Genomic DNA, 21,924 nt, shown 5'->3' on the forward strand with positions numbered 1-21,924 from the left:
ATTAGTAATTAATTCGGGTTTTTTGATTTATTTCGAGTTTAAAACCTCCAACAACACCTTACCATCAGAACTATTCGGCATGGTAATTTTTAACATTTGGGTAACTGTTGGAGCAATTTGTGTGATTTCTTTTCTATCGTGAGTTTCTCCTTTTTTGATGTTCCAACCGAAGAAAATTAGTGGAACATGTGTATCATAAGTATAAGCTGAACCATGCGTAGTTCCGGTTGAAGAATATTCTACATAGCCTGGTTTGAAAATCATGATTAGTTCTCCGTTTTGTGTTGGGTCGTATCCTTTTGTGATGTAGTCTAAATAATAATCACTTGGATTTCCGTTGGTTATTTCCTCTTCGGTGTAAACACGCTTGATATAATCTTGTTTTTGTAAATAATCTTTAAAGGTTTGTTTTACTTCTTGCAAGTTCAACCCTTTTCCTTTTACTTTTGCTTTATCAAAAAACACATTGTAATTTGAGTAATCTAATACTAAGTTTTCTCCAAAAGTAGTTTCCGAAAACTCTTTTAAGTCTTTCTGAATATTTTTATAGTTGATGTTATCTACTTTGTATTTGTTGTCTTTTAAATACGTTACATTTTCCGCACCAGCGTGATCGGCAGTTAAGAAAACTAAGTAATTTCCTTTCCCAACCGTTTTGTCTAGGTAAGCTAAGAAATCAGCAATCGTTTCATCCAAACGCAAATATGTGTCTTGTAATTCAATCGAACGCGGTCCTAAAACGTGTCCGATATAATCCGTTGAAGAAAAACTTACAGCCAAGAAATCTGTGATATTGTCTTTTCCTAAATTTTCGCTTTCGATAGCTTTTTTAGCAAAATCAGCTAATAAATTATTTCCAAAAGGTGTTGAACGGAGAATTCCTGCATCGTTGGCATCATACATATCTTGCAAATTGTAAGGCATAAACGGTGCTTTTTTATACAATTTTCCTTCGTATGGATTGTTATCGGTTAAGCTTTCGTTATACGTTTCTTTTGGTTTTAATAAATCCCAACCTTTGGTTACATATTTCAAATAATTTTTCTCAGCATTGAATTGCGTTGCCCAATCTGGAAGTTTTTCTCCGTAATACGTACTTGAAATAAACGCTCCTGTTTTGCTGTACCAAAAAGCCCAATCCGCAAAATGTCCCGCTGGAAGAATTGCGCCTCTATCTTTAATACTGATTCCGATAACTTTTCCTTTAAAATTGGTTGACAACTTTAATTCATCAGTTATGGTAGAACTTTGCAAGTTTCTTGGTGACATTTTTCCTTCTTTGTCTGAATCGTCTCCAATTGTTGAAACCGTTGCATCGTCAGTACAATACATATCTTTTCCGGTTGCTTTATTAAACCATTCGTTACCTACAATTCCGTGAACAGCTGGCGTTGTTCCTGTGTAAACTGAAGCGTGTCCAGGAGCGGTATAAGTTGGCATGTAATTATAATGCGTGTTATGAAAAGTATATCCTTCTTTCATTAATCGTTTGAAACCATTTTCTGAAAAGTCGTTTGAGAAACGGTATAAATATTCCATTTTCATTTGGTCTACTACGATTCCTACTACTAACTTAGGTTTTTCTTGCGCTGAAAGTAGCGAAGAAACAAGTAATGCTGATACAGCTAAGGCTTTTTTCATTTTAAAACTATTTTATACAAAAGTACGTTTTTGATGTAAATGGAATGTTAATAAATACAAAAATGACTTTCTATTACATTCAATAAAAAGTCATTTTAAATATAGTTTAGAATTATTTCTTCTTTGCGGGCTTATCTTCAAGAACTGTCATATTGTAAGCAATAATCATATCTTCATATGTAATGTATAATTGATTTCTACCACCTTGTTTCTTTCTGGTGTAAATAGCTAAAACGCATTCTACACCATTGTTATCCACACAATTGAATTTAACCACATCGTCATCACCAATCGTTTCTTGGTTTCCATATTTCATAATAGAAAACAGCTGAAGTACTTCTGAATAAACCACAATTCGGTGACTTTCCATATCTAACAGCACCGTCATCTCTGATTTTTGCAATTTAGACCAATCGCTCCAATTTCCCTTATTATCTTTCTGGCTTACCATATAACCAGAAGTTTTGAAATTATATTTTTGAGCATAAGTCGTTGCCGATGCAAAAAACAAAAACAGTAGTATATATTTTAAACTTTTCATTTCGATGTTTTTTTTTAAAATTCAAAGGTAGCTACCTCTTTTTTAGCAATGTTAAATTCGGTAATGATATTATCAACAATAGTTTCAACAGGCAAAATATCGTGAATTAATCCCGCAATTTGACCAATTTCTAATTCGCCTTCCACTAAATCACCTTCAAACATACCTCTTTTTGCCCTTCTTTTTCCTAATAATGCTTCTAAATCTTCTTTTGATGGACATTTAGCGTACAATTCTTGAACATCATTATAGAATTTATTTTTGATTAGTCGAACCGGAGCTAATTCTTTTAATGTTAATTGCGTATCACCTTCTCCTGTTTCCACAATTGTTCTTTTGAATTCATCATGTGCAGAACTTTCAGTTGAAGCAGCAAAACGACTTCCCATTTGAACACCGTCCGCACCTAAAGTCATGGCAGCTAGCATTCCTCTTCCTGTTGCAATTCCTCCTGCAGCAATTAGTGGAATTGAAATTTGTTCGCGCACCATTGGAATTAAGGTTAACGTTGTCGTTTCTTCTCTTCCGTTGTGTCCGCCGGCTTCAAAACCTTCAGCAACTACAGCATCTACTCCAGCTTCTTGTGCTTTTAATGCGAATTTAGAACTACTTACAACATGTACAACTGTTATGCCATTTTCTTTTAGAAACGGAGTCCAAGTTTTTGGATTTCCTGCCGATGTAAAAACGATTTTTACACCTTCTTCTTTTAGAATTTGCATGATTTCTTCAATGTTAGGATATAACATAGGAACATTTACTCCGAAAGGTTTATCGGTTGCTTTTTTACATTTTTGAATGTGTTCTCTTAACACTTCTGGATACATTGATCCTGCTCCAATTAATCCTAAACCACCAGCGTTACTTACGGCACTTGCTAATTTGTAACCGCTGTTCCAAATCATTCCGCCTTGGATGATGGGATATTTTATATTGAAGAGTTGGGTAATTTTATTCATTATAATTTTAATAATTTTCCTTGAGTTGTTTTATTTTCTATTTTTAATCGGTAAAAATACAAACCTGATGCCAAATTTTCTAAATTAACGGATGCATTTGTTTCAGAAATATCAAAAGATCCTACATGTTGTCCGATACTATTAAATAAAATAAGATTTCCAGAAAAATTTGTATCTGAAAAAACAATAGTTACTTTATCTTGAACTGGATTTGGATACAATAATATAATATCATTTTCAAAATTGTTTGCTGATAAAGCATTGGTTAAAGCCAATTGAAAATCAGGTACACCATATCCTTTATAAATGGTTGGATTGGCATAAATATCAGCCGATTCTTTTACAAATTGAACGATTTGAGCATTTGTCATATTTGGAACAGCTGACCAAAAGGTAGTCACCATTCCTGCTAAAATGGGGCTTGAAAAAGATGTTCCGTTAGCATTTACAATACTTCCTGATGAATTACTAACAGTTGCAGCGTAACCTTTTGCACAAACATCGGGTTTTACTCTTCCATCAAAAGATGGTCCGATAGAACTAAAAGAAACATAATTTTCAGATGCATCTACGGCTCCTACAGTTAGAGTAGTAATGGCATCTGCAGGTGTTGCGATATGCGGATTGGCTGAATTTCCGGAATTTCCAGCGCTTGTTACACAAATCATTCCTTTTGAAAAAGCCATATTTGCTCCTCTTGCAGCAAAAGTTTTCAATCCGTTCATATCAGAATAAGAATAACTATAGCTAATATTATCGTATGTAAAATAACCTAATGAGGAATTGATAACATCAACTCCTAAACTATCGGCCATTTCTGCTGCTTCTACCCAATACGATTCCTCTACTGGATTTTCAGAATTTGCATCTTCAGTTATGAACAAGTAATATTGAGCATCTGGAGCAGTGCCTACTAATTGATTATCAACATAACCAGCCATGCAAGACAATACTGATGTTCCATGAGAATTTCTTGTATAAATAGAGGTATTTCTGTCTGGAAAATTATAACCTCCTAAAATTAAATTATTATCTCGTAATCTTTGGAATGGACTTGCAGAATTTACTCCAGGAAAACCCGCATCCATAATAGCTACCATCTTACCTTGACCCGTATAATTTTGTTGGTGCAACAAATGACCGTTCAACATTTGAATTTGATTCGATGAACCTCCGTAGTTAAAATCGGTTAAAACTTCTAATTGTTTGTTTACAGGATGAATTACTGTAGTTTTTTGAATCGTATTAGAATGTCTAGAATTCAAGCTAGCATCTGCGAACTGAATATGATTTACAAAAGGCAAATTAGTTAGTAATTGAATATCCGCTTGAGTTCCTCTAACATGTAACGAATTTAACCATTTCGATTTTGCCATTACGGTAATTCCTGTTGCAGCAGTAACTTGATCAATATACGTTTGAGCAATAGGAACATCCGTATTATCCAAGATAATTCCTTGAGAAGTTCTTCTGTCTAATGCTCTTTGAGAAAGCATCTGTAAAGGATTACTTAAATAAAAAGCGGCATCTGGTTTGTCATTAAAATACACCCAAGCATCTTCCTGAGAAAAGCCAAAATTGAAAACCAATAATGTAAAAAGTAGTAGTTTCTTCATAAAATTTGGGTTTATTAAATCAAATTTACTCATTTTTATTGAAGAAACTACAATTGTTTTTATGCAATAACACCGCTTCCTAAAACTTCATCGTCGTGATGCCAAGCCACGAATTGCCCTTCTGTTATAGCGGATTGCGGATTTTCAAACACTACATACATGCCATCTTTGAATTGATGTAAAGTTGCTTTTTGTAAAGGCTGACGGTAACGAATTCTAGCCATTACATCCATTTTTTCACCCTCTTTCAAAGCTAAATCTTCTCTTATCCAGTGAATTTCATCGTTTGAAATAAACAATGCTTTTTTGAATAATCCAGGATGTTGATTGCCTTGTCCAGTATATACGATATTCTTTTCTACATCAGTTTCAATAATGAATAAAGGTTCTTTTGTTCCTCCAACATTTAAACCTTTGCGTTGTCCTTTAGTAAAATAATGAGCGCCTTGATGTTTACCCATTACTTTTCCTGGAACTTTTAGATAATCAATTCTTCTCGATTCAAAAGCAAAAGCTTCTTCTTCCGAATTGAAATTCGGTTTTTCTTGATGATATATTTCTGCTTCCGCTGGAATTTCGATAATTACACCTTCTTTTGGTTGTAATTTTTGTTGTAAAAATTCAGGTAAGCGTACTTTTCCGATAAAACAAAGTCCTTGCGAATCTTTCTTTTCGGCTGTAATTAAATCTAATTTTGATGCAATTTCACGAACTTCAGGTTTGGTTAATTCACCAATTGGAAATAACGCTTTCGAAAGTTGTTCTTGTGATAGTTGACATAAAAAATACGATTGATCTTTATTACCATCTTTTCCTGCTAACAATTGAAAAACTTCTTTTCCGTCTTTTTCGATGGTTCCTTTTCTGCAATAATGTCCGGTTGCCACATAATCAGCACCTAATGACATCGCAATTTTCATAAAAACATCAAACTTGATTTCACGGTTACACAATACGTCAGGATTTGGAGTTCTTCCTTTTTCGTATTCGTTGAACATATAATCAACGATTTTCTCTTTGTATTGTTCTGATAAATCTACCGTTTGAAAAGGAATTCCTAATTTTTCAGCAACTAAAAGCGCATCATTACTATCTTCTAACCATGGACATTCATTTGAAATCGTTACGGAATCATCATGCCAATTCTTCATGAATAGCCCAATAACTTCGTATCCTTGCTCTTTTAATAAATAAGCGGCAACACTCGAGTCTACTCCACCCGAAAGTCCTACTACTACTCTTTTCATTTATTCTTGTCCTCCTTTTTCTTCTTTTAACTGTTCCAATGTTTTTGATGCTTCTTTAGCATTTCTTTGCTCATATTTAATCAATTCTTGACTAAATTTCGCGGCTTTAACTTGTTTAATCACTTTGTTTTTTTCGAAAAACTTCCAAGTTCCCACACGTTTTCCGTTAACATAGTTCCCTTCATACATTTTATTGCCCAATCCATCATAATAAGAAGCAACTCCATCATATTGACCATTTTTATAGATATGAGAATCTATTAATTGTCCTTTTTCTGAATATGTTTTAGAAGCTCCAACTTTAGTACCTAATTTGTAATTGGTTTCTTCAGCAATAGTTCCATCTTTATAAAATACTTTTCGAACACCATCAAGTTTACCATCTTTATAATACTCTTGCGACATTAATTGTTTAGATTCGAAATGATAGTATTTCCATTCTCCTTCAGGAAGTTTGTTTACCAATTTCCCTTCACTTACTTTATTTCCTTTTTGATCATAAAAAACCGCATAACACGAACCATCACCTTTAGAAAAATCTCTAGTAGCAATAACAGTTCCTGCTTTTGTATCATCAAAATACTTAAATATACCTGTTTCTTTTCCATGATCGAAAGTACCTTCATATCGAACACGATTAGACTCTTTGTGAGTTCCTCTCCATAAACCATGACGGTTCCCTTTATCGTCTAATTGGTTAATTTTATCTTGAGCATTTGCAATAAAAGCTCCTAAAAGTAAAAACGCAAGAAATAATTGCTTCATTTTTTTGACTGTTGTTTAATTTATTAATTATTAATCACAATGTAACCATTGAAAAATCAAATATTAGACCAAATACTGATTAAACAAAAAATAAATGTGAGTTAAATCTGCTATATAACGCAGCAAAATAGTTTTTTATTTGTTTAGTCTTTTTTAATTTTGATTAAACAAAAAATAAATCACTATGAAAAACTATGCAAAATTAATCAAATTAACGTTATTAGTAGTAAGTTCTACATTAATGTTTTCATGTTCTGATGATGATAGCCCACAACAGAACAATTCAATAACTGATATCGCATCAGAAAACCCAAACTTTTCAATTCTTGTTGATGCTTTAAATCGTGCAGATTTAGCTGAAACTCTTAATCAAGAAGGTTCTTACACCGTTTTTGCCCCAACAAATGACGCTTTCATGGATTTTTTAGATGCCAATGGTTTTGAATCTTTAGATGATGTTCCCTTAACAACACTAAAACAAGTTTTATTAAATCATGTAGTTAGTGGAACCAATTTATCTTCAGGATTAACTACTGGTTATGTAAAAACATTAGCAAAAGGTAGCGCTTCGTCTACTAACACATTAAGTATGTTTATTAATACAGATTCAGGAGTTAGATTAAATGGCGTTTCAAGTGTAACAACAACTGACATTATTGCCGATAATGGAGTAATCCATGTTGTTGATGCAGTTATTGGTTTACCAACAATTGTTACACATGCAACTGCTAATCCAAATTTCAGCACGTTAGCTACATTACTAACAGAACAAGAGTTAGTTGGAACTCTTAACGGAACTGCTAGTTCTCCTTTTACCGTTTTTGCTCCATTAAATAGTGCATTTGATACTGCAACATTAAATTTATATGGTGGATTGAATTCTACACAAAAAACAGCTGTATTAACCTATCATGTTGTTCCTGGTGCCAACGTTTTATCTAATGCGATTCCATCAGGTCCAATAACTACTTTTGAAACAGGAACTTTTACAATTTCTGGAACAGTAATTACAGATGAGCAAAGTAGAGCTACAAATATTGTTGCTACCGGTGTGCAAGCTTCAAATGGTGTAATACATGCTGTAAATCAAGTATTACTTCCAAACTTAGATTAATTCGTTTCTATTAATAAAATTGCTATGAACAAAAAACGCTTTCCAAAAGAAAGCGTTTTTTTATGATCCTAATTCTATAGCTCTTGTATTTGCGGCTTCTATTCCTTCTATTACAATTTCTTGAAGTTCTTTTTGATTAAAAACAGATAAAGCAGCCTCTGTAGTTCCACCCTTTGAAGCAACTCGTTGAATCCAAGCTTCGTTTGACAACTTACTTCTATTCTGCAATTGAACAGAACCCGAGAAAGTTTGACTTACTAAAAACTCAGCCTCAGAAGCTGAAAAACCTAATTTAACAGCCGATTCAATCATAGCCTGCATAAAATAAAACACATAAGCAGGCCCACTTCCTGAAACCGCTGTAGCTGCGTTTAGCATTTCTTCTTTTTCAATATAAATTGATTTCCCGGTAGTGTTTATTAAATTCTGAACGATGAAAAGTTCTTTTCTATCCACAGTATTTGAGGCACAAAAAACAGTCATTCCCTCACCTATTTGTGTTGGAATATTTGGCATTGAGCGTACAATTTTACTAACTCCTAATTCCTTTTGCATCATTTCAATTGAAATTCCAGCCATGACAGATAATACTACATGTTCTGGATTTAAAAACGCATTTATTTCAGACGCTAATTGTTTAAAATCTTGAGGTTTTACAGCTAAAATTAAAATATCTGATTCAAAGATTTGAGGATTTGGTTTTATATAAAAATTTGTTGTATCAATTCCAAAACTATTCTTTTCTTCAATTCTCGTTTTGTTCAAAACTAAAATATCTGAAGCTCCAACAAATCCCGAACTCATAAAACTGTTGGCATAGGTTTGTCCCATATTACCAAATCCGATAATCGCTATTTTCATTATTAAATATAAAAAGAAACCCTGTCTATTGCAGACAGGGTTTGTATTAAGATAAAATTATTTTTTCTTTTGTGCGGCTTTTTGAGCTTCTGCTTGCTCCATCATTTCGCGCATTTTCTTCTGGAATTTACTTTCCTTTTTCTCTTTCGTTTTATTCTCTTGAATTTGAGCGTGAATTTTGTCTTCTTTCACAATGTAGTTTTTAATAACTAACATAATACCGATAGTAATTAAGTTAGAGATAAAGTAATACAAACTCAATCCAGATCCGTTTGAATTAAAGAAAAATAACATCATTAAAGGTGATAAATAAATCATGATTTTCATGATTTTACCCATATCTGGCATACCTTCTTGTGGTGGTGCACTCATTGCTTGATCTCCAGTTGTCATTTTCATATAGAAGAAAATAGCAATAGAAGCTAAGATTGGAAATAAACTCACGTGATTACCATAAAAAGGAATAGTGAATGGTAATTGTAAAATACTATCATAAGAAGACAAATCGTCTGCCCATAAAAATGATTTTTGTCTTAAATCAAATAACGAAGGAAACAATTGAAACAATGCGTAGAAAATCGGCATTTGCATTAAGGCTGGTAAACATCCTGCCATAGGATTTACACCGGCTTTAGAATACAACTTCATTGTTTCTTGTTGTTTCTTCATTGGATTGTCTTTGAATTTTTCATTCAATTCAGCAATTTCAGGACGTAATACCTTCATTTTTGCTTGCGACAAATATGATTTATACGTTACTGGCGACATTACAATACGAACTAAAATCGTAAATAAAATAATCGCCATTCCGTAACCAATTCCAATGCTAGAAATCAATCCGAAAACTGGAATAAAAATGTAACGGTTAATCCATCCGAAAATTCCCCAACCTAATGGCATGATTTCGTCTAGATTTCTTTCGTAACCATTCAAAATTTCATATTTCGCTGGACCATAATACCAATTCATATTATAGTTTAAAGCGCCATTTTTAAATTCTAAAGGAACTTGAGCTGTAAAATGTTTTGTAAAAACGGTATCTACTTTTTCATCATCAACTAAATTATCTGATTTGAATTTAGCTGTTTTGAATTTCGTATCAGTTAATAAAATAGAAGTAAACAAATGTTGTTTGAAAGCAATGTAAGAAACATCATTAGCTTCATCTTCAGAATCTCTTGCCGCATTTAAATAATCATCTTTTCCATCTTCATATTCGAAAACAATTTCAGAATATCTATTTTCATACGAAACACTTTTCTCATTTCTGTATGTTTTCATTTGCCATTCTAAATCTAATGGTTTAGATGTATTTACTACTTTTTCTAATCCTTGAGAACGAATTGCGAAATCTAACATGTATTCGTTAGGCTTTAACACATAACGATATTCTAAAAACTGATCTGGACCTGCTTTTAATTGTAACGTTAAGACTTGATTTTTACCTTCAGTGGTTAACTTAGGCTCAAAATACATGTCTTTAGTATTCAATATTCTGTTATCAGTTGTATTTAAAGCAATGTTTAAAGAAGCATTGTTGTCTTTAATAAGTTGAACTGCTTTTTTTGAATTTTTCTCAAATTGATCAAAACCTAATATAGTTGCATCAACGATATATCCACCTTTATTAGAAATTTTAAGCGATAAAACTTCATTTTTAATTTCGGTAACAGCATCTGTTGCTGATGGAAGTGTTGCAGAATATCCAAACGAACCTAATTGTGCTTGTGCTGCAGCATTTTTAGTAGAATCTGCTACTGGAGTTGTGGCAACTGTTGAAGTTACGGTTTTAACTTCTTTGGCTTGTTTTTCAACTTGCTCTTTTTTCTCTTTTTCCTTTAATTCTTCTGGTGTTGGAGCGTTTGACCATAGCATCCAAATTAAAATTCCAGAAATTAATACAAATCCGATAATCGAATTAAGGTCTAATTTTTTTTCTTCCATCTACTTATTAGTGTTCAGTGTTCTTAATTGAACAGTTTATTTAGTTTTATGTTGTACAGCTGCAGCTACAAAACTCACAAAAAGTGGGTGTGGATTAGCGACTGTACTTTTATATTCAGGATGGTATTGAACGCCGATAAAGAAAGGATGTGTAGGAATTTCAACAATTTCTACCAACTTCGTATCTGGATTTACTCCCGAAGCTACTAACCCTGCTTTCTCTAATTCATTCAAATACGCACCATTGAATTCGTAACGGTGACGGTGGCGCTCCATAATCTCAGTTTTACCATAGATTTTTTGTGCCAACGTATTTTCTTTTATGCTACATTTCCATGCGCCCAAACGCATAGTTCCTCCTTTGTTTTCAATATCTTTTTGCTCTTCCATTAAGTTAATTACTGGATGAGCGGTGTTTTCATTCATTTCGGTTGAATTCGCATCCGCGTAACCTAAAACGTTACGAGAATATTCAATAACTGCCATTTGCATTCCCAAACAAATTCCGAAAAACGGAATATTATTTTCTCTTGCGTAACGAACGGTGTCGATTTTACCTTCAATTCCACGACCGCCAAAACCTGGTGCAACAAGTATACCATCTAAATCTTTCAACTGACTTTCTGCCGAATTGGCATCTAAATACTCCGAATGAATCGAAATGACATTTACTTTTGTCTCGTTTGCGGCTCCTGCATGAATAAACGCTTCTAAAATCGATTTGTAAGAATCTTGTAATTCTACATATTTTCCAACCAAACCAATGTTTACTTCGTGCTTTGGATTTTTCAATCTAAATAAGAACTCATTCCAGTTGTTTAAATCTGGTGTGTTTTTTTCTGGTAAATCTAATTTTTTCAACGCTACTCTATCCAATCCTTCTTCCAACATTAAATTTGGAACTTCATAAATAGTAGACGCATCAATAGATTGAATTACCGCTTCTTTTTTCACATTACAGAACAACGCTAATTTCTGACGTAAATCTTGCGACAATTCGTGTTCTGTTCGACACACTAAAATATCCGCTTTGATTCCGCTTTCCATTAAGGTTTTTACTGAATGTTGTGTTGGTTTCGTTTTCAATTCTCCGGCAGCAGCCAAATAAGGCACTAACGTTAAATGAACCACGATTCCATTATTTTCACCTAATTCCCAAATCAATTGACGTACTGACTCGATGTAAGGTAATGATTCAATATCTCCAACAGTTCCACCAATCTCCGTAATTACAATGTCATAATCACCCGATTTTCCAAGTAACTGCATACGTTCCTTGATTTCGTTTGTGATATGAGGCACCACTTGAACCGTTTTCCCTAAAAATTCTCCTCTACGCTCTTTTTCAATAACTGAAAGATACACTCTTCCTGTTGTTACGTTGTTCGCTTGAGAAGTAGGAACGTTTAAAAAACGCTCGTAGTGACCTAAATCCAAATCCGTTTCAGCTCCATCGTCTGTTACATAACATTCTCCGTGTTCGTAAGGATTTAATGTTCCGGGGTCCACGTTAATGTAAGGGTCAAACTTTTGAATGGTCGTTCGGTATCCTCTGGCTTGCAATAATTTGGCTAACGAAGCTGCGATAATTCCTTTTCCTAAAGAAGAAGTCACACCTCCGGTAACAAAAATGTACTTAGTTTGGTTCATTGTGTTGTTGTTGTGTTGTTGTTGCGATAAATATCTTTTATCTGTAATAAAATCGTGCAAAGATAATACTAATTAGTCAATGTGCCAATTAGTCGATGTATCAATTTTGTAATTAAATTGTAAACAATTTATTTTTGTTTTGGAAAGTTTCTGCGGATGTTTCGAACCAGTTCTTCTAAGCCGTTTAACTTGAGTTCGTGTACCAATTTTAATTGTTCGCCCAACAGTCCTTTTGGGAAACCTTTATTGGCATACCAAACCACATAATACTCCGGAAGGTCGATTAAGTAATAGCCTTCGTATTTGCCAAATGGCATTTTAGTATGTGCGAGTTTGATGAGGAGTTCGTGGTTGGTCATTTTTTTTGAATGAGAAACAGTTAAATAATTATTTATACAAATCTTACTTATTCACTGATATTTTTTATTTCTCTTGTCCAAAATGTTGGTAGATTTTCTTTTTCATAATTGTTAATTACGGAAAATTCAAATGTTACTCCACTATTTGTTGCTATGTCAATTTCATAAATTTCTCCTGTTTGAAAAAAATTATCTTCAAGAAATTCAGGGCAAGTTTGAATAATTAAAATATATTTCTTTTTGTAGCTTGGAATTGTTGTACTCAATACTTCAAATTTTTGAACAATTGCCCAAGCAATTCTACCACAGTCTGGAGTCATTTCAACAGTTTCAACTAATTTACCTGTTAACTTGTATTTCATTGCCTGATTGTCAACAAGTGCAAAACCAATTTCTGTTGAAAAATTAGCATTTTTTAAAACACGATAAGGTTGTTTAGACTCTTGTTCCTCTAGAGGCTTTATTATTGTTGATTTAAAAACATCATAATTTTTGCCATATACTTCTAACAAAATATCTCTTGTCAAACTATCTATATCCTTAACATAAACAGGAGTATTATCTTGTTTGTCATAATACGTAAATCTTAGTCTAGAAGAGTTTGAATATGTTGCAATAGTCTTTAGTAAAATATCATCTTTTAAAAATGCAATTACTTTTATTGGTTTTGTGTCAACTCTTGGTGAATCCAAAACCGTTATTGTGTCGGTGAAAATTGTTTTTTCAATCTCATAAACTAAATTATCAATATTGGCTACAGACTGTGAAAAAGCAGTAGAAGTCAAAAGTGTCAATATGAGAAGAAAAAAATGTCTCATTTAGTTTTTTTTTATATTCTTTACTTCCAATTAAAAACAATCTCTTTTTTAATATCTGGATGTAAACTATAAAAAACAGGACAAGTTATTGCCGTTCTTTCTAAGATAGTCTTTGTTTTTTCGTCGGGATAAATGGAGAAATGGAAAGTTACGTGAATTTCTGTGATTCTTCTTGGTTCAGTTCCCATGATTTTGGTTACTTCTGCTGTGGAACCTGAAAAATCTACATCTAAATCGCGTGCTTTGATTCCCATAACGGTGAACATGCAACTTGCTAATCCGTTGGCTACGGTGTCGGTTGGAGAAAACGCTTCTCCTTTTCCGTTGTTGTCTAGCGGTGCATCTGAAATAATTTCAGAACCCGATTGTAAATGTATCGAAGAGGTGCGTAAATCACCTAAGTAAGTCACTTTTGAAGTTGCCATTATTGTGCTTGTTTAATCGTTAAATCGCTGTCGTAATACAATAAATATGTTGCGTTGTTTGAAATTAATCCGTTACTAGAATTGTAATCAAAAGCGTTTTCAATATATTCTGTTTTGGTTGTTGCTGCAGATTTTACAAAACCTTCTGGTTGGCAAATACGCAACATCGCATCAAACGTAACATCAAAACCTTTTTTAGCTGCAGCGTTTGGATAAATATTGTTGATTTTTTTGAATTGTTTCTCAAAAATCTTCTCTTCTGGAGTTGAAGCTACTTTAGTTGCTGATGGAAATAACATTTTTAAATCAGCTAAGTTTTTCATTGGAATCTCTTCAAAATTCAACGCGTCATACAATTCGAATACGGCTAATTGAATATCGTATTCTTTTTGTAATCCTTTTAAAATATTGGTAATACTTAAAATGGTACTTGCTTTTTCAATTTCCATTAATACAAAATTCTTTTGTCCTTTTACCAATTGTGTTTTCAAAAGTGCCACATCTAAAGCGCCTTTATCATTAAAAGCTGCATGTTTTACTTCTGGATGATTTGCCGTTATAAAATCTTTCGAAGTTGTTTTTTTAGCACTAATAATCGCTATCACATTACCGTTTTTCGATTTAAAATAATCAAACATGGAAGCTCGTAAAAGATCTTCCGAAGGAACAGTGTAGTATAAATTTGACAATGGCAATCCACGTTCTTTTGAAAGTGGAGAAATTACCGGTGTATTATATTTTGTTAATAATTGAGCCGTAGTTTCAACTACCGAATTTTGGAAAGGACCAACAACTGCATCAACATTCTCAAAATCATTTTTAGAAATGATAGACGCTACGTTAGAAGAATATTTAGTACTTTCTACATCATAAACCTTAACATTTATAGGCAATCCCAACACTTTAGCCGAATCGACAGCCATAAGCGCTCCTGCGTAAAAATCTAGAGTAAGATTTAAGAATTTATTCGTTTTTAATTGCTCTGTCTTGGTTTTAACCGAATCTGTTTCAATTTTATTGATGTTAAACGGCAATAACAATACTAAGTTTTTTTGTTTAGATTTATCAACAGAAGCGAGTAAATTCAATTTATTTTTAGCTACTAAAACTGAATCTTTTACTTTCGTAACAACAGTTCCGTTTGAAGGAACTTTTAAAATCATTCCTATTTTCAATCCATCTTGTAAATCAGGATTTAGTGTAATTAAATCGCCTTGTGCAATATCAAATTTTTTAGAAAGACTGTAAAGCGTTTCTTTTGGTTGCACTTCATAATCAACTAAGGTTACATTCGAAGGCTTTTTAATTTGAACTCCTGGTTTTAAAATTAAGGTTTGTCCAATATTTAACCCACTTACAATTTGTGGATTTAACTGTTCTAATTCGGTAACCGTTAAGCCATATCTTGTTGCAATTCCATATTTTGTTTCTTTTGCTTCTACTAAGTGAGTCGTTGCATTTGAAACTGCTTTAGGCTTTGTAACAAAAGGCGTTGGAACTGATTTTAAATCGGCAGCGGATGGTTTTGAAACAAAAATTTCTTGTCCTTTCTTCAAGCCGTTTTGAAGTGTGGCTTTATTCCAAGCTTCTAAATCCGAGACTGAAATATTGTATTTTTTTGCGATTCCGAAAAGCGTTTCTTTTTCGCCTACTACATGTGTAATTGACTTATTAACAGAACCATTTGGAATTAGCAACGTAGTATTTTCTTTAACTCCATTTTTCGCGTCTGGATTTAATCGGTAAATATCGAAAGGGGTTACCTCGTATTTTTTTGCGATTTGTGTAACGGTTTCTCCTTTAGTCACCACATGCTTAATCTGAGACTGAGCCGGTAAACCGAAAAGAAAAATCAAACTGAAAAGAAAAACAACTCTTTTTATCATAATCTTAATTTAAAAACAATACTAAACAAAAATTTCAATAGCAATTTCTATCGTAAAAATAGAATAAAAATAATTGCTATTGAAATTAATATCTTGAATTTGAAAAATTTATTTTATTCCCATTCTATCGTTGCAGGCGGTTTCGAACTGATGTCATACACCACTCGGTTAACCCCTCTAACGTTATTTATAATTTCATTAGAAATTTTCATTAAAAACTCATACGGTAAATGTACCCAATCTGCTGTCATTCCATCTGTTGATTCTACTGCGCGTAAAGCTACTACTTTTTCGTAGGTACGCTCATCGCCCATTACTCCTACGCTATTTACAGGTAACAAGATGGCCCCTGCTTGCCATACTTTATCGTATAATCCGTGTTCTTTTAATCCATTGATGAAAACTGCATCTACTTCTTGCAAAATAGCCACTTTTTCTGGAGTAATATCACCTAAAATTCGAATCGCTAATCCTGGTCCTGGGAACGGATGACGACCTAATAATTCTTCGTCGATTCCTAAACTTCTACCTACTCTACGAACTTCATCTTTGAATAACATACGCAAAGGTTCTACCACTTGCAATTTCATAAAATCAGGTAATCCACCTACATTATGATGCGATTTAATCGTTGCCGATGGTCCGCCAGTTGCTGAAACTGATTCAATAACATCTGGATAAATAGTACCTTGACCTAACCATTTTACATCGGTTAATTGGTGTGCTTCATCATCAAAAACTTCAATGAACGCTTTTCCAATAGCTTTACGTTTTGCTTCTGGATCATCTAACCCAGCTAACGCATCCAAAAAGCGTGCCGAAGCATCCACTCCTTTTACATTTAAACCCATTCCTTTGTACTGATTTAGTACATTTTGGAACTCATTTTTACGTAATAATCCGTTGTTTACGAAAATACAATATAAGTTTTCACCGATTGCTTTATTCAATAAAACTGCTGCTACAGTTGAATCTACACCACCCGAAAGTCCCAAAACTACTTTATCGTTTCCGATTTTTGCTTTCATTTCGGCAACTACTTCCTCTACGAAAGCGTTTGGTGTAAAGTTTTGAGGCACTTTTGCAATTTTCACTAAGAAGTTTTCCAACATTTGTTTTCCATCTGTTGAATGATATACTTCTGGGTGAAATTGAATTGCGTAAGTTGTTTCACCTTCAATTTTATAGGCTGCGTTTTCTACGTCTTTTGTGCTGGCAATCATTACACCATTCGTTGGTAATTTCTTGATAGAATCGGAATGCGACATCCAAACTTGACTGTTTTCAGAAACACCTTCTAAAAACACTTCGTTTTCTTTGATGTAAGACAAATTCGCTCTTCCGTATTCTCTAGTGTTTGAAGCCGCTACTTCTCCACCTGAAAAATGGGCTAAATATTGTGCTCCGTAACAAACGGCCAATAACGGCATTTTACCTCTAATTTGAGATAAATCTGGATGCAATGCTTCTTCAGAACGAACTGAACATGGACTTCCTCCTAAGATTACGGCTTTGTATGATGATAAATCTGCTGGAATTTTATCGAATGGAAAAATCTCGCAGAAAATGTTTAATTCTCTTACTCTTCGGGCAATTAATTGGGTGTATTGCGAACCGAAATCTAAAATTAATACGTTGTGTTGCATTTTATTGGTGTTGTGTTGTAAATTTTAATTTCATTAAAAACAGAAAGACAAGTCATGACTTGTCTCTACAGATTAATATTCAAATGTTCCGTATTCCGATGTAATTGTTAATTTCTTACTATCTGATTTCTCAACTCTTCCAACGATTTGTGCGTCGATGTTGAAGGATTTCGAAATTTCTATAATGTCTTGTGCTACTTCGGCAGGAACGTAAATTTCCATACGGTGACCACAATTGAAAACTTGGTACATTTCTTTCCAATCCGTTTTAGAATTTTCTTGAATCAGTTTAAATAATGGTGGTACTGGAAATAAATTATCTTTAATCACGTGAACGTTATCAACGAAGTGAAGCACCTTTGTTTGCGCACCACCAGAACAATGAACCATTCCGTGAATTTCATTGGAATTGTATTTTGATAGAATTTTTTTGATAACTGGCGCATACGTTCTCGTTGGAGAGAGCACTAATTTTCCAGCGTCAATTGGGCTATTTTCAACTGAATCCGTTAAATTCGTTTGACCTGAATACACTAATTCATTTGGAACTGAAGCATCAAAACTTTCTGGATATTTCTCAGCCAAATATTTCGCAAAAACATCATGGCGAGCCGAAGTTAAGCCGTTGCTTCCCATTCCGCCATTATACTCTTTTTCGTAGGTAGCTTGACCAAAAGAAGCCAATCCTACAATAACATCTCCCGCTTGAATATTAGCATTATCAATAACATCAGCGCGTTTCATACGAGCTGTAACGGTTGAATCTACTATGATTGTACGAACTAAATCGCCCACATCTGCAGTTTCTCCACCTGTAGAATGAATCGTAACTCCGTGATTTTTTAACTCTGAAATTAATTCTTCTGTTCCGTTGATGATAGCTGAAATAACTTCACCTGGAATTAGATTTTTGTTTCTTCCAATAGTGGATGAAAGTAGAATGTTATCGGTTGCTCCAACACATAATAAATCATCAATATTCATGATTAATGCATCTTGAGCAATGCCTTTCCATACAGAAATATCGCCTGTTTCTTTCCAATACATATAGGCTAAGGAAGATTTTGTTCCTGCGCCATCGGCATGCATAATGATGCAATATTGGTCGTCGTTTGTTAAATAATCTGGGATGATTTTACAAAATGCTTGTGGAAATAAACCTTTGTCGATGTTTTTGATAGCTTGGTGCACATCTTCTTTAGAAGCCGAAACTCCTCTTAAATGGTAGCGTTTGCTCGTATCAGAACTCATGAATGTAGTGTGTTGTTGTTGTGGCGCAAAGATAGTTCTAAAATTTAGAATTTAGAAGTATGAATTTAGAATTTGTTAAATTTTTATAACATGAACACTTTCAACCAATTCTGACGTATTATTTGGAAACAAAATATTCTCAATTTTAAAAGTTGTAAAACATTCTCCTTTTTTAGATGAAACATCATAAGTAACATCAATTTCATCCATTTGCAAAGTTGTTTCGTTATTTAGTTTAATTATGAACGAATTTCCTGTTGGATTTACAACTGATGGAAATATTTGAATAATATTTGAACTTTCTATAAATTCATACGGAATTGCAATTTCATCTATATCTTGAATGGTAATCTGTTGCGAAGTATACATTTCATTTTCAAATACATTTTCTCCTGAAGTTTCATCAATAATCTCAACAAAGAAAGAAGCTGGAGTAGCTTTTTCACCTTCATTACACTCATCGTTACAACTAACTAATGAAATTGTTAATACTACCAAAAATAAAGTTATTCTGTTTCTCATTATTTTTTACTTAAAATTTCAATTTCTACCCTTCGATTTGCTGCTGCTTGTTCAGGAGTTGCTTCTGGAATAGGATAAATCGGTTGCGAAACTCCAAATCCTTTTGTTTTTACTCGATAATCTTGAATACCATTATAAACGAGAAAACGCTTAATTTGTTTTGCTCTATCGGTAGACAAATTTCGGTAATCTTTATCAATACAACAAATATGACCTTGAATTTCGATTATTAACTCTGGATTATTTTGCATTACAAACAACAAATCGTACAAAGTTCCTTGCGATTCAGGCATTGTTGCGAAAGTATTTTGATAAAAATTGATATTTTTTAAAGTTATTTTTGTTCCAACTTTTGCCAATTTTACTTTTTCAGCTAAAGGTGCATCATCTGGAATTATTACTTTTGGTTCGGCTTCTTTTATTCCTAAAACCTCATCTTCTTTATCTAAATCTTTCTCTAATAAATAATGAATAATAGCTTTTCTGTTTTCAGCTTTATTAGTGGAAGTGGCACCTTTTTCGCCAAGAGAAATACTTTTAAAATCGGGTCTAATGTTAACTTTTCCTTTGATTTGATTGAAGATATAACTCACTCTTTTTTGCGATAAAGTATCATTAAAACCAGTACTTCCTACCTCATCTGTTGAACCTGTTATGGATAAAATTTTAGACGTTTTATTTTCAGTAATCCATTTTTGAAGTTTGGTAGCTTCTAATTTATTCAATTCAAATTTATTATTATCAAAATAAAAAGTTACCTGTTCTTGAGCAAAGTTTGCTTGAAACAAAAAGAAAAATATAATGTAATATAAAAATTTCATGAAACTGATTTTTAAAGGAATAGGACGAAAATTATGCCAAAATTAATTCTCTAAGATAAGAATTTCTACACGACGATTTTCATTTCGTTCCTTTTCATTTTTTTCTGGAATTTTGTGAATTGGCTGTGTACTTCCGAAACTTTTATATTGTAATCGGGTATCATCGATATCATTTGCTACTAAGTAATTATGAACCGCAATAGCTCTTACTAAAGCAATATCTTCTGGATCTTCCCCTAATTGACAACAAATATGTCCTTGAATTTCGATTTTTACCTTTGGATGCGCTACCATAAATTGTAATAATTCTTCCATTACTGGTAACGATTCTGGAACGAAAATCCCAGAACGATCATAGAAATACAAATTATTCATAACCAATTTGTCTCCCACTTTTGCCGTTTCATATGGATTTTTGTAAAGTCCTACTGGATCAATTAAATCATCGGTATCAGGAACTTTAATTATTTCGTCATTATCACTTATTTCTGGCTCTCTAGAAATAATTTGTCCTGTGTAAACTACTGGATCATCATATACTACTTGTTTTTCAACTATTTTAGGCGGCAATACTTTATAAAAAACATCAACTCTTCTGTTATAGCGTCTTTCTTTTCTGGTTTGAACTCTTTCGCCGAAACCTTTAATCTTTAAATTTTCACTAAAAAAAATAGATGAATTTACTTTTGTTTTGAGTTGTTCTTGAACCGTATTAATTCGTTTATAAGCTAAGGTATCATTGTAGTCAAAAGTACCATACCAATCGCAATACCCATTTATTACCAGAATTTCGCGGTTTTGGTCTTTGTTCAACCAAGACATAAACAATTCGTTTTGCTTTGGGTTAAACGTATCTTGATCAAAATCAAAATAAAAACTCGCCTTTTCTTGTGCTGAAAGTAGTAGTCCAAACAGCAGTAATACGTATTTCATTTAGGGTATTTTAATGTAACGAATATAAAAAAATAAAAGTATTAAAAAAACTTATTCAGAAAAAGAACTTTTTATTTTACTTAATAAATTAATTTACAACACATTAAAATAAAATTATTTTAAACTTAATTGGCAATGATTTGAATTTCTACTCTCCTATTTTCGTTTCGCTCGTCTTCGTTATTTTCTGGAATGATGTGAATCGGTTTCGAACTACCAAAACTTTTATAACTCAATCGGTTTTTATTAATTCCATTATTTACCAGATAATTATATACTGCTAATGCTCTAACTTTTGCAGTATCTTCTACATCGGTTCCCATTTGACAACAAATATGCCCTTGAATTTCTATTTTTAAATTTGGATTAGCCAACATGATTTTCAATAATTCCTCTAAAATAGGACGCGATTCAGGAACAAAAATTCCGGAACGATTGTAGAAATGTAAATTCTTTAGAATTAATTTATCACCTACTTTTGCTGTTGACACTTGTTGCGATAAATTTTTCTTATCGTCTTTTGGAAGCGTCTTTTCTGTTTCTAATTCTTCATAGAAAATCTCTACTTTTCGATTCAGTTTCAAATCGGAGTTTTGTGTGAAATTTTCTCCTTTGCTTTCAATTTCAATTTGATTTTGGTTGGTAACTTTTTCAATAATATGGTACACGTAATTAGCTCTGTTGAGCGCTAAAGTATCATTATAACCATTAGTTGCTCGGTAATCGCAAAAGCCAATTATTTTGATGAATTTCAAATCTTTATTTTTAAGAAAAACATCTAAACGATTTAATTCTTTTTGAGTTAACTGATGTGAATCGGTATCAAAATACACCGTAAATTTAGTTTGAGAAAATGCTACTGTAGAAAGCAGAAAAAAGCAAAGTAAAAATCGAATCATAACTGTTATTTTTAATATAAAACGCA

General features: G+C 32.9%; 20 protein-coding genes. 1 reads left to right on the forward strand and 19 read right to left on the reverse strand.

The window, feature by feature from the left end; all coding sequences use genetic code 11:
- Positions 1-27: 27 nt before the first annotated feature.
- From pafA to BP92_RS0114105, 6 genes are all read right to left on the reverse strand, one after another.
- Complete coding sequence (gene pafA, locus BP92_RS0114080; protein WP_026726611.1) at positions 28-1,641, reverse strand: alkaline phosphatase PafA; 1,614 nt, start codon at positions 1,639-1,641, stop codon at positions 28-30.
- Between the two features lie 112 nt (positions 1,642-1,753).
- Positions 1,754-2,182 carry a hypothetical protein gene (locus tag BP92_RS0114085; RefSeq protein WP_026726612.1) on the reverse strand — a complete coding sequence of 143 codons (429 nt, stop codon included), beginning with the start codon at positions 2,180-2,182 and terminating at the stop codon, positions 1,754-1,756.
- Between the two features lie 14 nt (positions 2,183-2,196).
- Positions 2,197-3,141 (reverse strand): NAD(P)H-dependent flavin oxidoreductase, encoded by a 945-nt coding sequence (locus tag BP92_RS0114090; RefSeq protein WP_026726613.1) that lies wholly within the window; start codon positions 3,139-3,141, stop codon positions 2,197-2,199.
- Positions 3,141-4,757, reverse strand: a complete 1,617-nt coding sequence (locus tag BP92_RS0114095; protein WP_026726614.1) for a S8 family serine peptidase — start codon at positions 4,755-4,757, stop codon at positions 3,141-3,143. Before BP92_RS0114095 ends, BP92_RS0114090 begins: the two co-directional genes overlap by 1 nt.
- A gap of 59 nt (positions 4,758-4,816) precedes the next feature.
- Entirely contained in the window at positions 4,817-6,004 is a 1,188-nt protein-coding gene (gene mnmA, locus BP92_RS0114100; RefSeq protein WP_026726615.1) for a tRNA 2-thiouridine(34) synthase MnmA, read from the reverse strand.
- On the reverse strand, positions 6,005-6,769 hold the full coding sequence (locus BP92_RS0114105) for a toxin-antitoxin system YwqK family antitoxin (protein WP_026726616.1): 765 nt from the start codon (positions 6,767-6,769) through the stop codon (positions 6,005-6,007).
- Positions 6,770-6,953: 184 nt separating this feature from the next.
- Here BP92_RS0114105 and BP92_RS0114110 point away from each other — a divergent pair, with 184 nt between their 5' ends.
- Positions 6,954-7,883: a fasciclin domain-containing protein gene (locus tag BP92_RS0114110; RefSeq protein ID WP_026726617.1), complete on the forward strand. Its 930-nt coding sequence runs from the start codon at positions 6,954-6,956 to the stop codon at positions 7,881-7,883.
- A 60-nt stretch (positions 7,884-7,943) separates the two neighbouring features.
- On the opposite strand, the gene proC is transcribed toward BP92_RS0114110, so the two are convergent.
- From proC to BP92_RS0114175, 13 genes are all read right to left on the reverse strand, one after another.
- Positions 7,944-8,744: a pyrroline-5-carboxylate reductase gene (gene proC / locus BP92_RS0114115; protein ID WP_026726618.1), complete on the reverse strand. Its 801-nt coding sequence runs from the start codon at positions 8,742-8,744 to the stop codon at positions 7,944-7,946.
- 57 nt (positions 8,745-8,801) lie between these two features.
- On the reverse strand, positions 8,802-10,688 hold the full coding sequence (gene yidC, locus BP92_RS0114120) for a membrane protein insertase YidC (protein WP_026726619.1): 1,887 nt from the start codon (positions 10,686-10,688) through the stop codon (positions 8,802-8,804).
- A gap of 36 nt (positions 10,689-10,724) precedes the next feature.
- Positions 10,725-12,338 carry a CTP synthase gene (locus BP92_RS0114125; protein ID WP_026726620.1) on the reverse strand — a complete coding sequence of 538 codons (1,614 nt, stop codon included), beginning with the start codon at positions 12,336-12,338 and terminating at the stop codon, positions 10,725-10,727.
- A 128-nt stretch (positions 12,339-12,466) separates the two neighbouring features.
- Positions 12,467-12,697, reverse strand: a complete 231-nt coding sequence (locus BP92_RS0114130; protein WP_035693572.1) for a DUF3820 family protein — start codon at positions 12,695-12,697, stop codon at positions 12,467-12,469.
- A gap of 47 nt (positions 12,698-12,744) precedes the next feature.
- Positions 12,745-13,515: a hypothetical protein gene (locus tag BP92_RS0114135; protein WP_211252210.1), complete on the reverse strand. Its 771-nt coding sequence runs from the start codon at positions 13,513-13,515 to the stop codon at positions 12,745-12,747.
- Positions 13,516-13,535: 20 nt separating this feature from the next.
- Positions 13,536-13,940 (reverse strand): OsmC family protein, encoded by a 405-nt coding sequence (locus tag BP92_RS0114140; protein ID WP_026726623.1) that lies wholly within the window; start codon positions 13,938-13,940, stop codon positions 13,536-13,538.
- Entirely contained in the window at positions 13,940-15,826 is a 1,887-nt protein-coding gene (locus tag BP92_RS0114145; RefSeq protein WP_035693573.1) for a LysM peptidoglycan-binding domain-containing protein, read from the reverse strand. Before BP92_RS0114145 ends, BP92_RS0114140 begins: the two co-directional genes overlap by 1 nt.
- Before the next feature lie 113 nt (positions 15,827-15,939).
- Entirely contained in the window at positions 15,940-17,472 is a 1,533-nt protein-coding gene (gene guaA, locus BP92_RS0114150) for a glutamine-hydrolyzing GMP synthase (protein WP_026726625.1), read from the reverse strand.
- A gap of 72 nt (positions 17,473-17,544) precedes the next feature.
- The gene (locus BP92_RS0114155) at positions 17,545-18,723 is read right to left on the reverse strand and encodes an AIR synthase related protein (RefSeq protein ID WP_026726626.1); all 1,179 of its coding nucleotides are present in this window, start codon (positions 18,721-18,723) and stop codon (positions 17,545-17,547) included.
- A 75-nt stretch (positions 18,724-18,798) separates the two neighbouring features.
- The gene (locus tag BP92_RS0114160; protein WP_026726627.1) at positions 18,799-19,245 is read right to left on the reverse strand and encodes a hypothetical protein; all 447 of its coding nucleotides are present in this window, start codon (positions 19,243-19,245) and stop codon (positions 18,799-18,801) included.
- The gene (locus BP92_RS0114165) at positions 19,245-20,066 is read right to left on the reverse strand and encodes an OmpA family protein (RefSeq protein WP_026726628.1); all 822 of its coding nucleotides are present in this window, start codon (positions 20,064-20,066) and stop codon (positions 19,245-19,247) included. The genes BP92_RS0114160 and BP92_RS0114165 overlap by 1 nt, the downstream gene beginning before the upstream one ends.
- Before the next feature lie 42 nt (positions 20,067-20,108).
- The gene (locus BP92_RS0114170; protein WP_026726629.1) at positions 20,109-20,999 is read right to left on the reverse strand and encodes an OmpA family protein; all 891 of its coding nucleotides are present in this window, start codon (positions 20,997-20,999) and stop codon (positions 20,109-20,111) included.
- 125 nt (positions 21,000-21,124) lie between these two features.
- A complete protein-coding gene (locus tag BP92_RS0114175; RefSeq protein WP_026726630.1) occupies positions 21,125-21,898 on the reverse strand; it encodes an OmpA family protein in 774 nt (257 codons plus the stop codon).
- Positions 21,899-21,924 lie beyond the last annotated feature (26 nt).

The organism is Flavobacterium sasangense DSM 21067, assembly GCF_000686885.1.
GTDB classification, from domain to species: Bacteria; Bacteroidota; Bacteroidia; order Flavobacteriales; family Flavobacteriaceae; genus Flavobacterium; species Flavobacterium sasangense.

Coding starts and splice junctions, on each gene's coding strand:
- BP92_RS0114160 (WP_026726627.1), bottom strand. CDS start 19,245: ATGAGAAACAGAATAACTTTATTTTTGGTAGTATTAACAATTTCATTA.
- proC (WP_026726618.1), bottom strand. CDS start 8,744: ATGAAAATAGCGATTATCGGATTTGGTAATATGGGACAAACCTATGCC.
- BP92_RS0114085 (WP_026726612.1), bottom strand. CDS start 2,182: ATGAAAAGTTTAAAATATATACTACTGTTTTTGTTTTTTGCATCGGCA.
- BP92_RS0114095 (WP_026726614.1), bottom strand. CDS start 4,757: ATGAAGAAACTACTACTTTTTACATTATTGGTTTTCAATTTTGGCTTT.
- BP92_RS0114145 (WP_035693573.1), bottom strand. CDS start 15,826: ATGATAAAAAGAGTTGTTTTTCTTTTCAGTTTGATTTTTCTTTTCGGT.
- BP92_RS0114140 (WP_026726623.1), bottom strand. CDS start 13,940: ATGGCAACTTCAAAAGTGACTTACTTAGGTGATTTACGCACCTCTTCG.
- BP92_RS0114105 (WP_026726616.1), bottom strand. CDS start 6,769: ATGAAGCAATTATTTCTTGCGTTTTTACTTTTAGGAGCTTTTATTGCA.
- BP92_RS0114170 (WP_026726629.1), bottom strand. CDS start 20,999: ATGAAATACGTATTACTGCTGTTTGGACTACTACTTTCAGCACAAGAA.
- BP92_RS0114130 (WP_035693572.1), bottom strand. CDS start 12,697: ATGACCAACCACGAACTCCTCATCAAACTCGCACATACTAAAATGCCA.
- BP92_RS0114135 (WP_211252210.1), bottom strand. CDS start 13,515: ATGAGACATTTTTTTCTTCTCATATTGACACTTTTGACTTCTACTGCT.
- BP92_RS0114125 (WP_026726620.1), bottom strand. CDS start 12,338: ATGAACCAAACTAAGTACATTTTTGTTACCGGAGGTGTGACTTCTTCT.
- pafA (WP_026726611.1), bottom strand. CDS start 1,641: ATGAAAAAAGCCTTAGCTGTATCAGCATTACTTGTTTCTTCGCTACTT.
- mnmA (WP_026726615.1), bottom strand. CDS start 6,004: ATGAAAAGAGTAGTAGTAGGACTTTCGGGTGGAGTAGACTCGAGTGTT.
- BP92_RS0114090 (WP_026726613.1), bottom strand. CDS start 3,141: ATGAATAAAATTACCCAACTCTTCAATATAAAATATCCCATCATCCAA.
- BP92_RS0114110 (WP_026726617.1), top strand. CDS start 6,954: ATGAAAAACTATGCAAAATTAATCAAATTAACGTTATTAGTAGTAAGT.
- BP92_RS0114165 (WP_026726628.1), bottom strand. CDS start 20,066: ATGAAATTTTTATATTACATTATATTTTTCTTTTTGTTTCAAGCAAAC.
- guaA (WP_026726625.1), bottom strand. CDS start 17,472: ATGCAACACAACGTATTAATTTTAGATTTCGGTTCGCAATACACCCAA.
- yidC (WP_026726619.1), bottom strand. CDS start 10,688: ATGGAAGAAAAAAAATTAGACCTTAATTCGATTATCGGATTTGTATTA.
- BP92_RS0114155 (WP_026726626.1), bottom strand. CDS start 18,723: ATGAGTTCTGATACGAGCAAACGCTACCATTTAAGAGGAGTTTCGGCT.
- BP92_RS0114175 (WP_026726630.1), bottom strand. CDS start 21,898: ATGATTCGATTTTTACTTTGCTTTTTTCTGCTTTCTACAGTAGCATTT.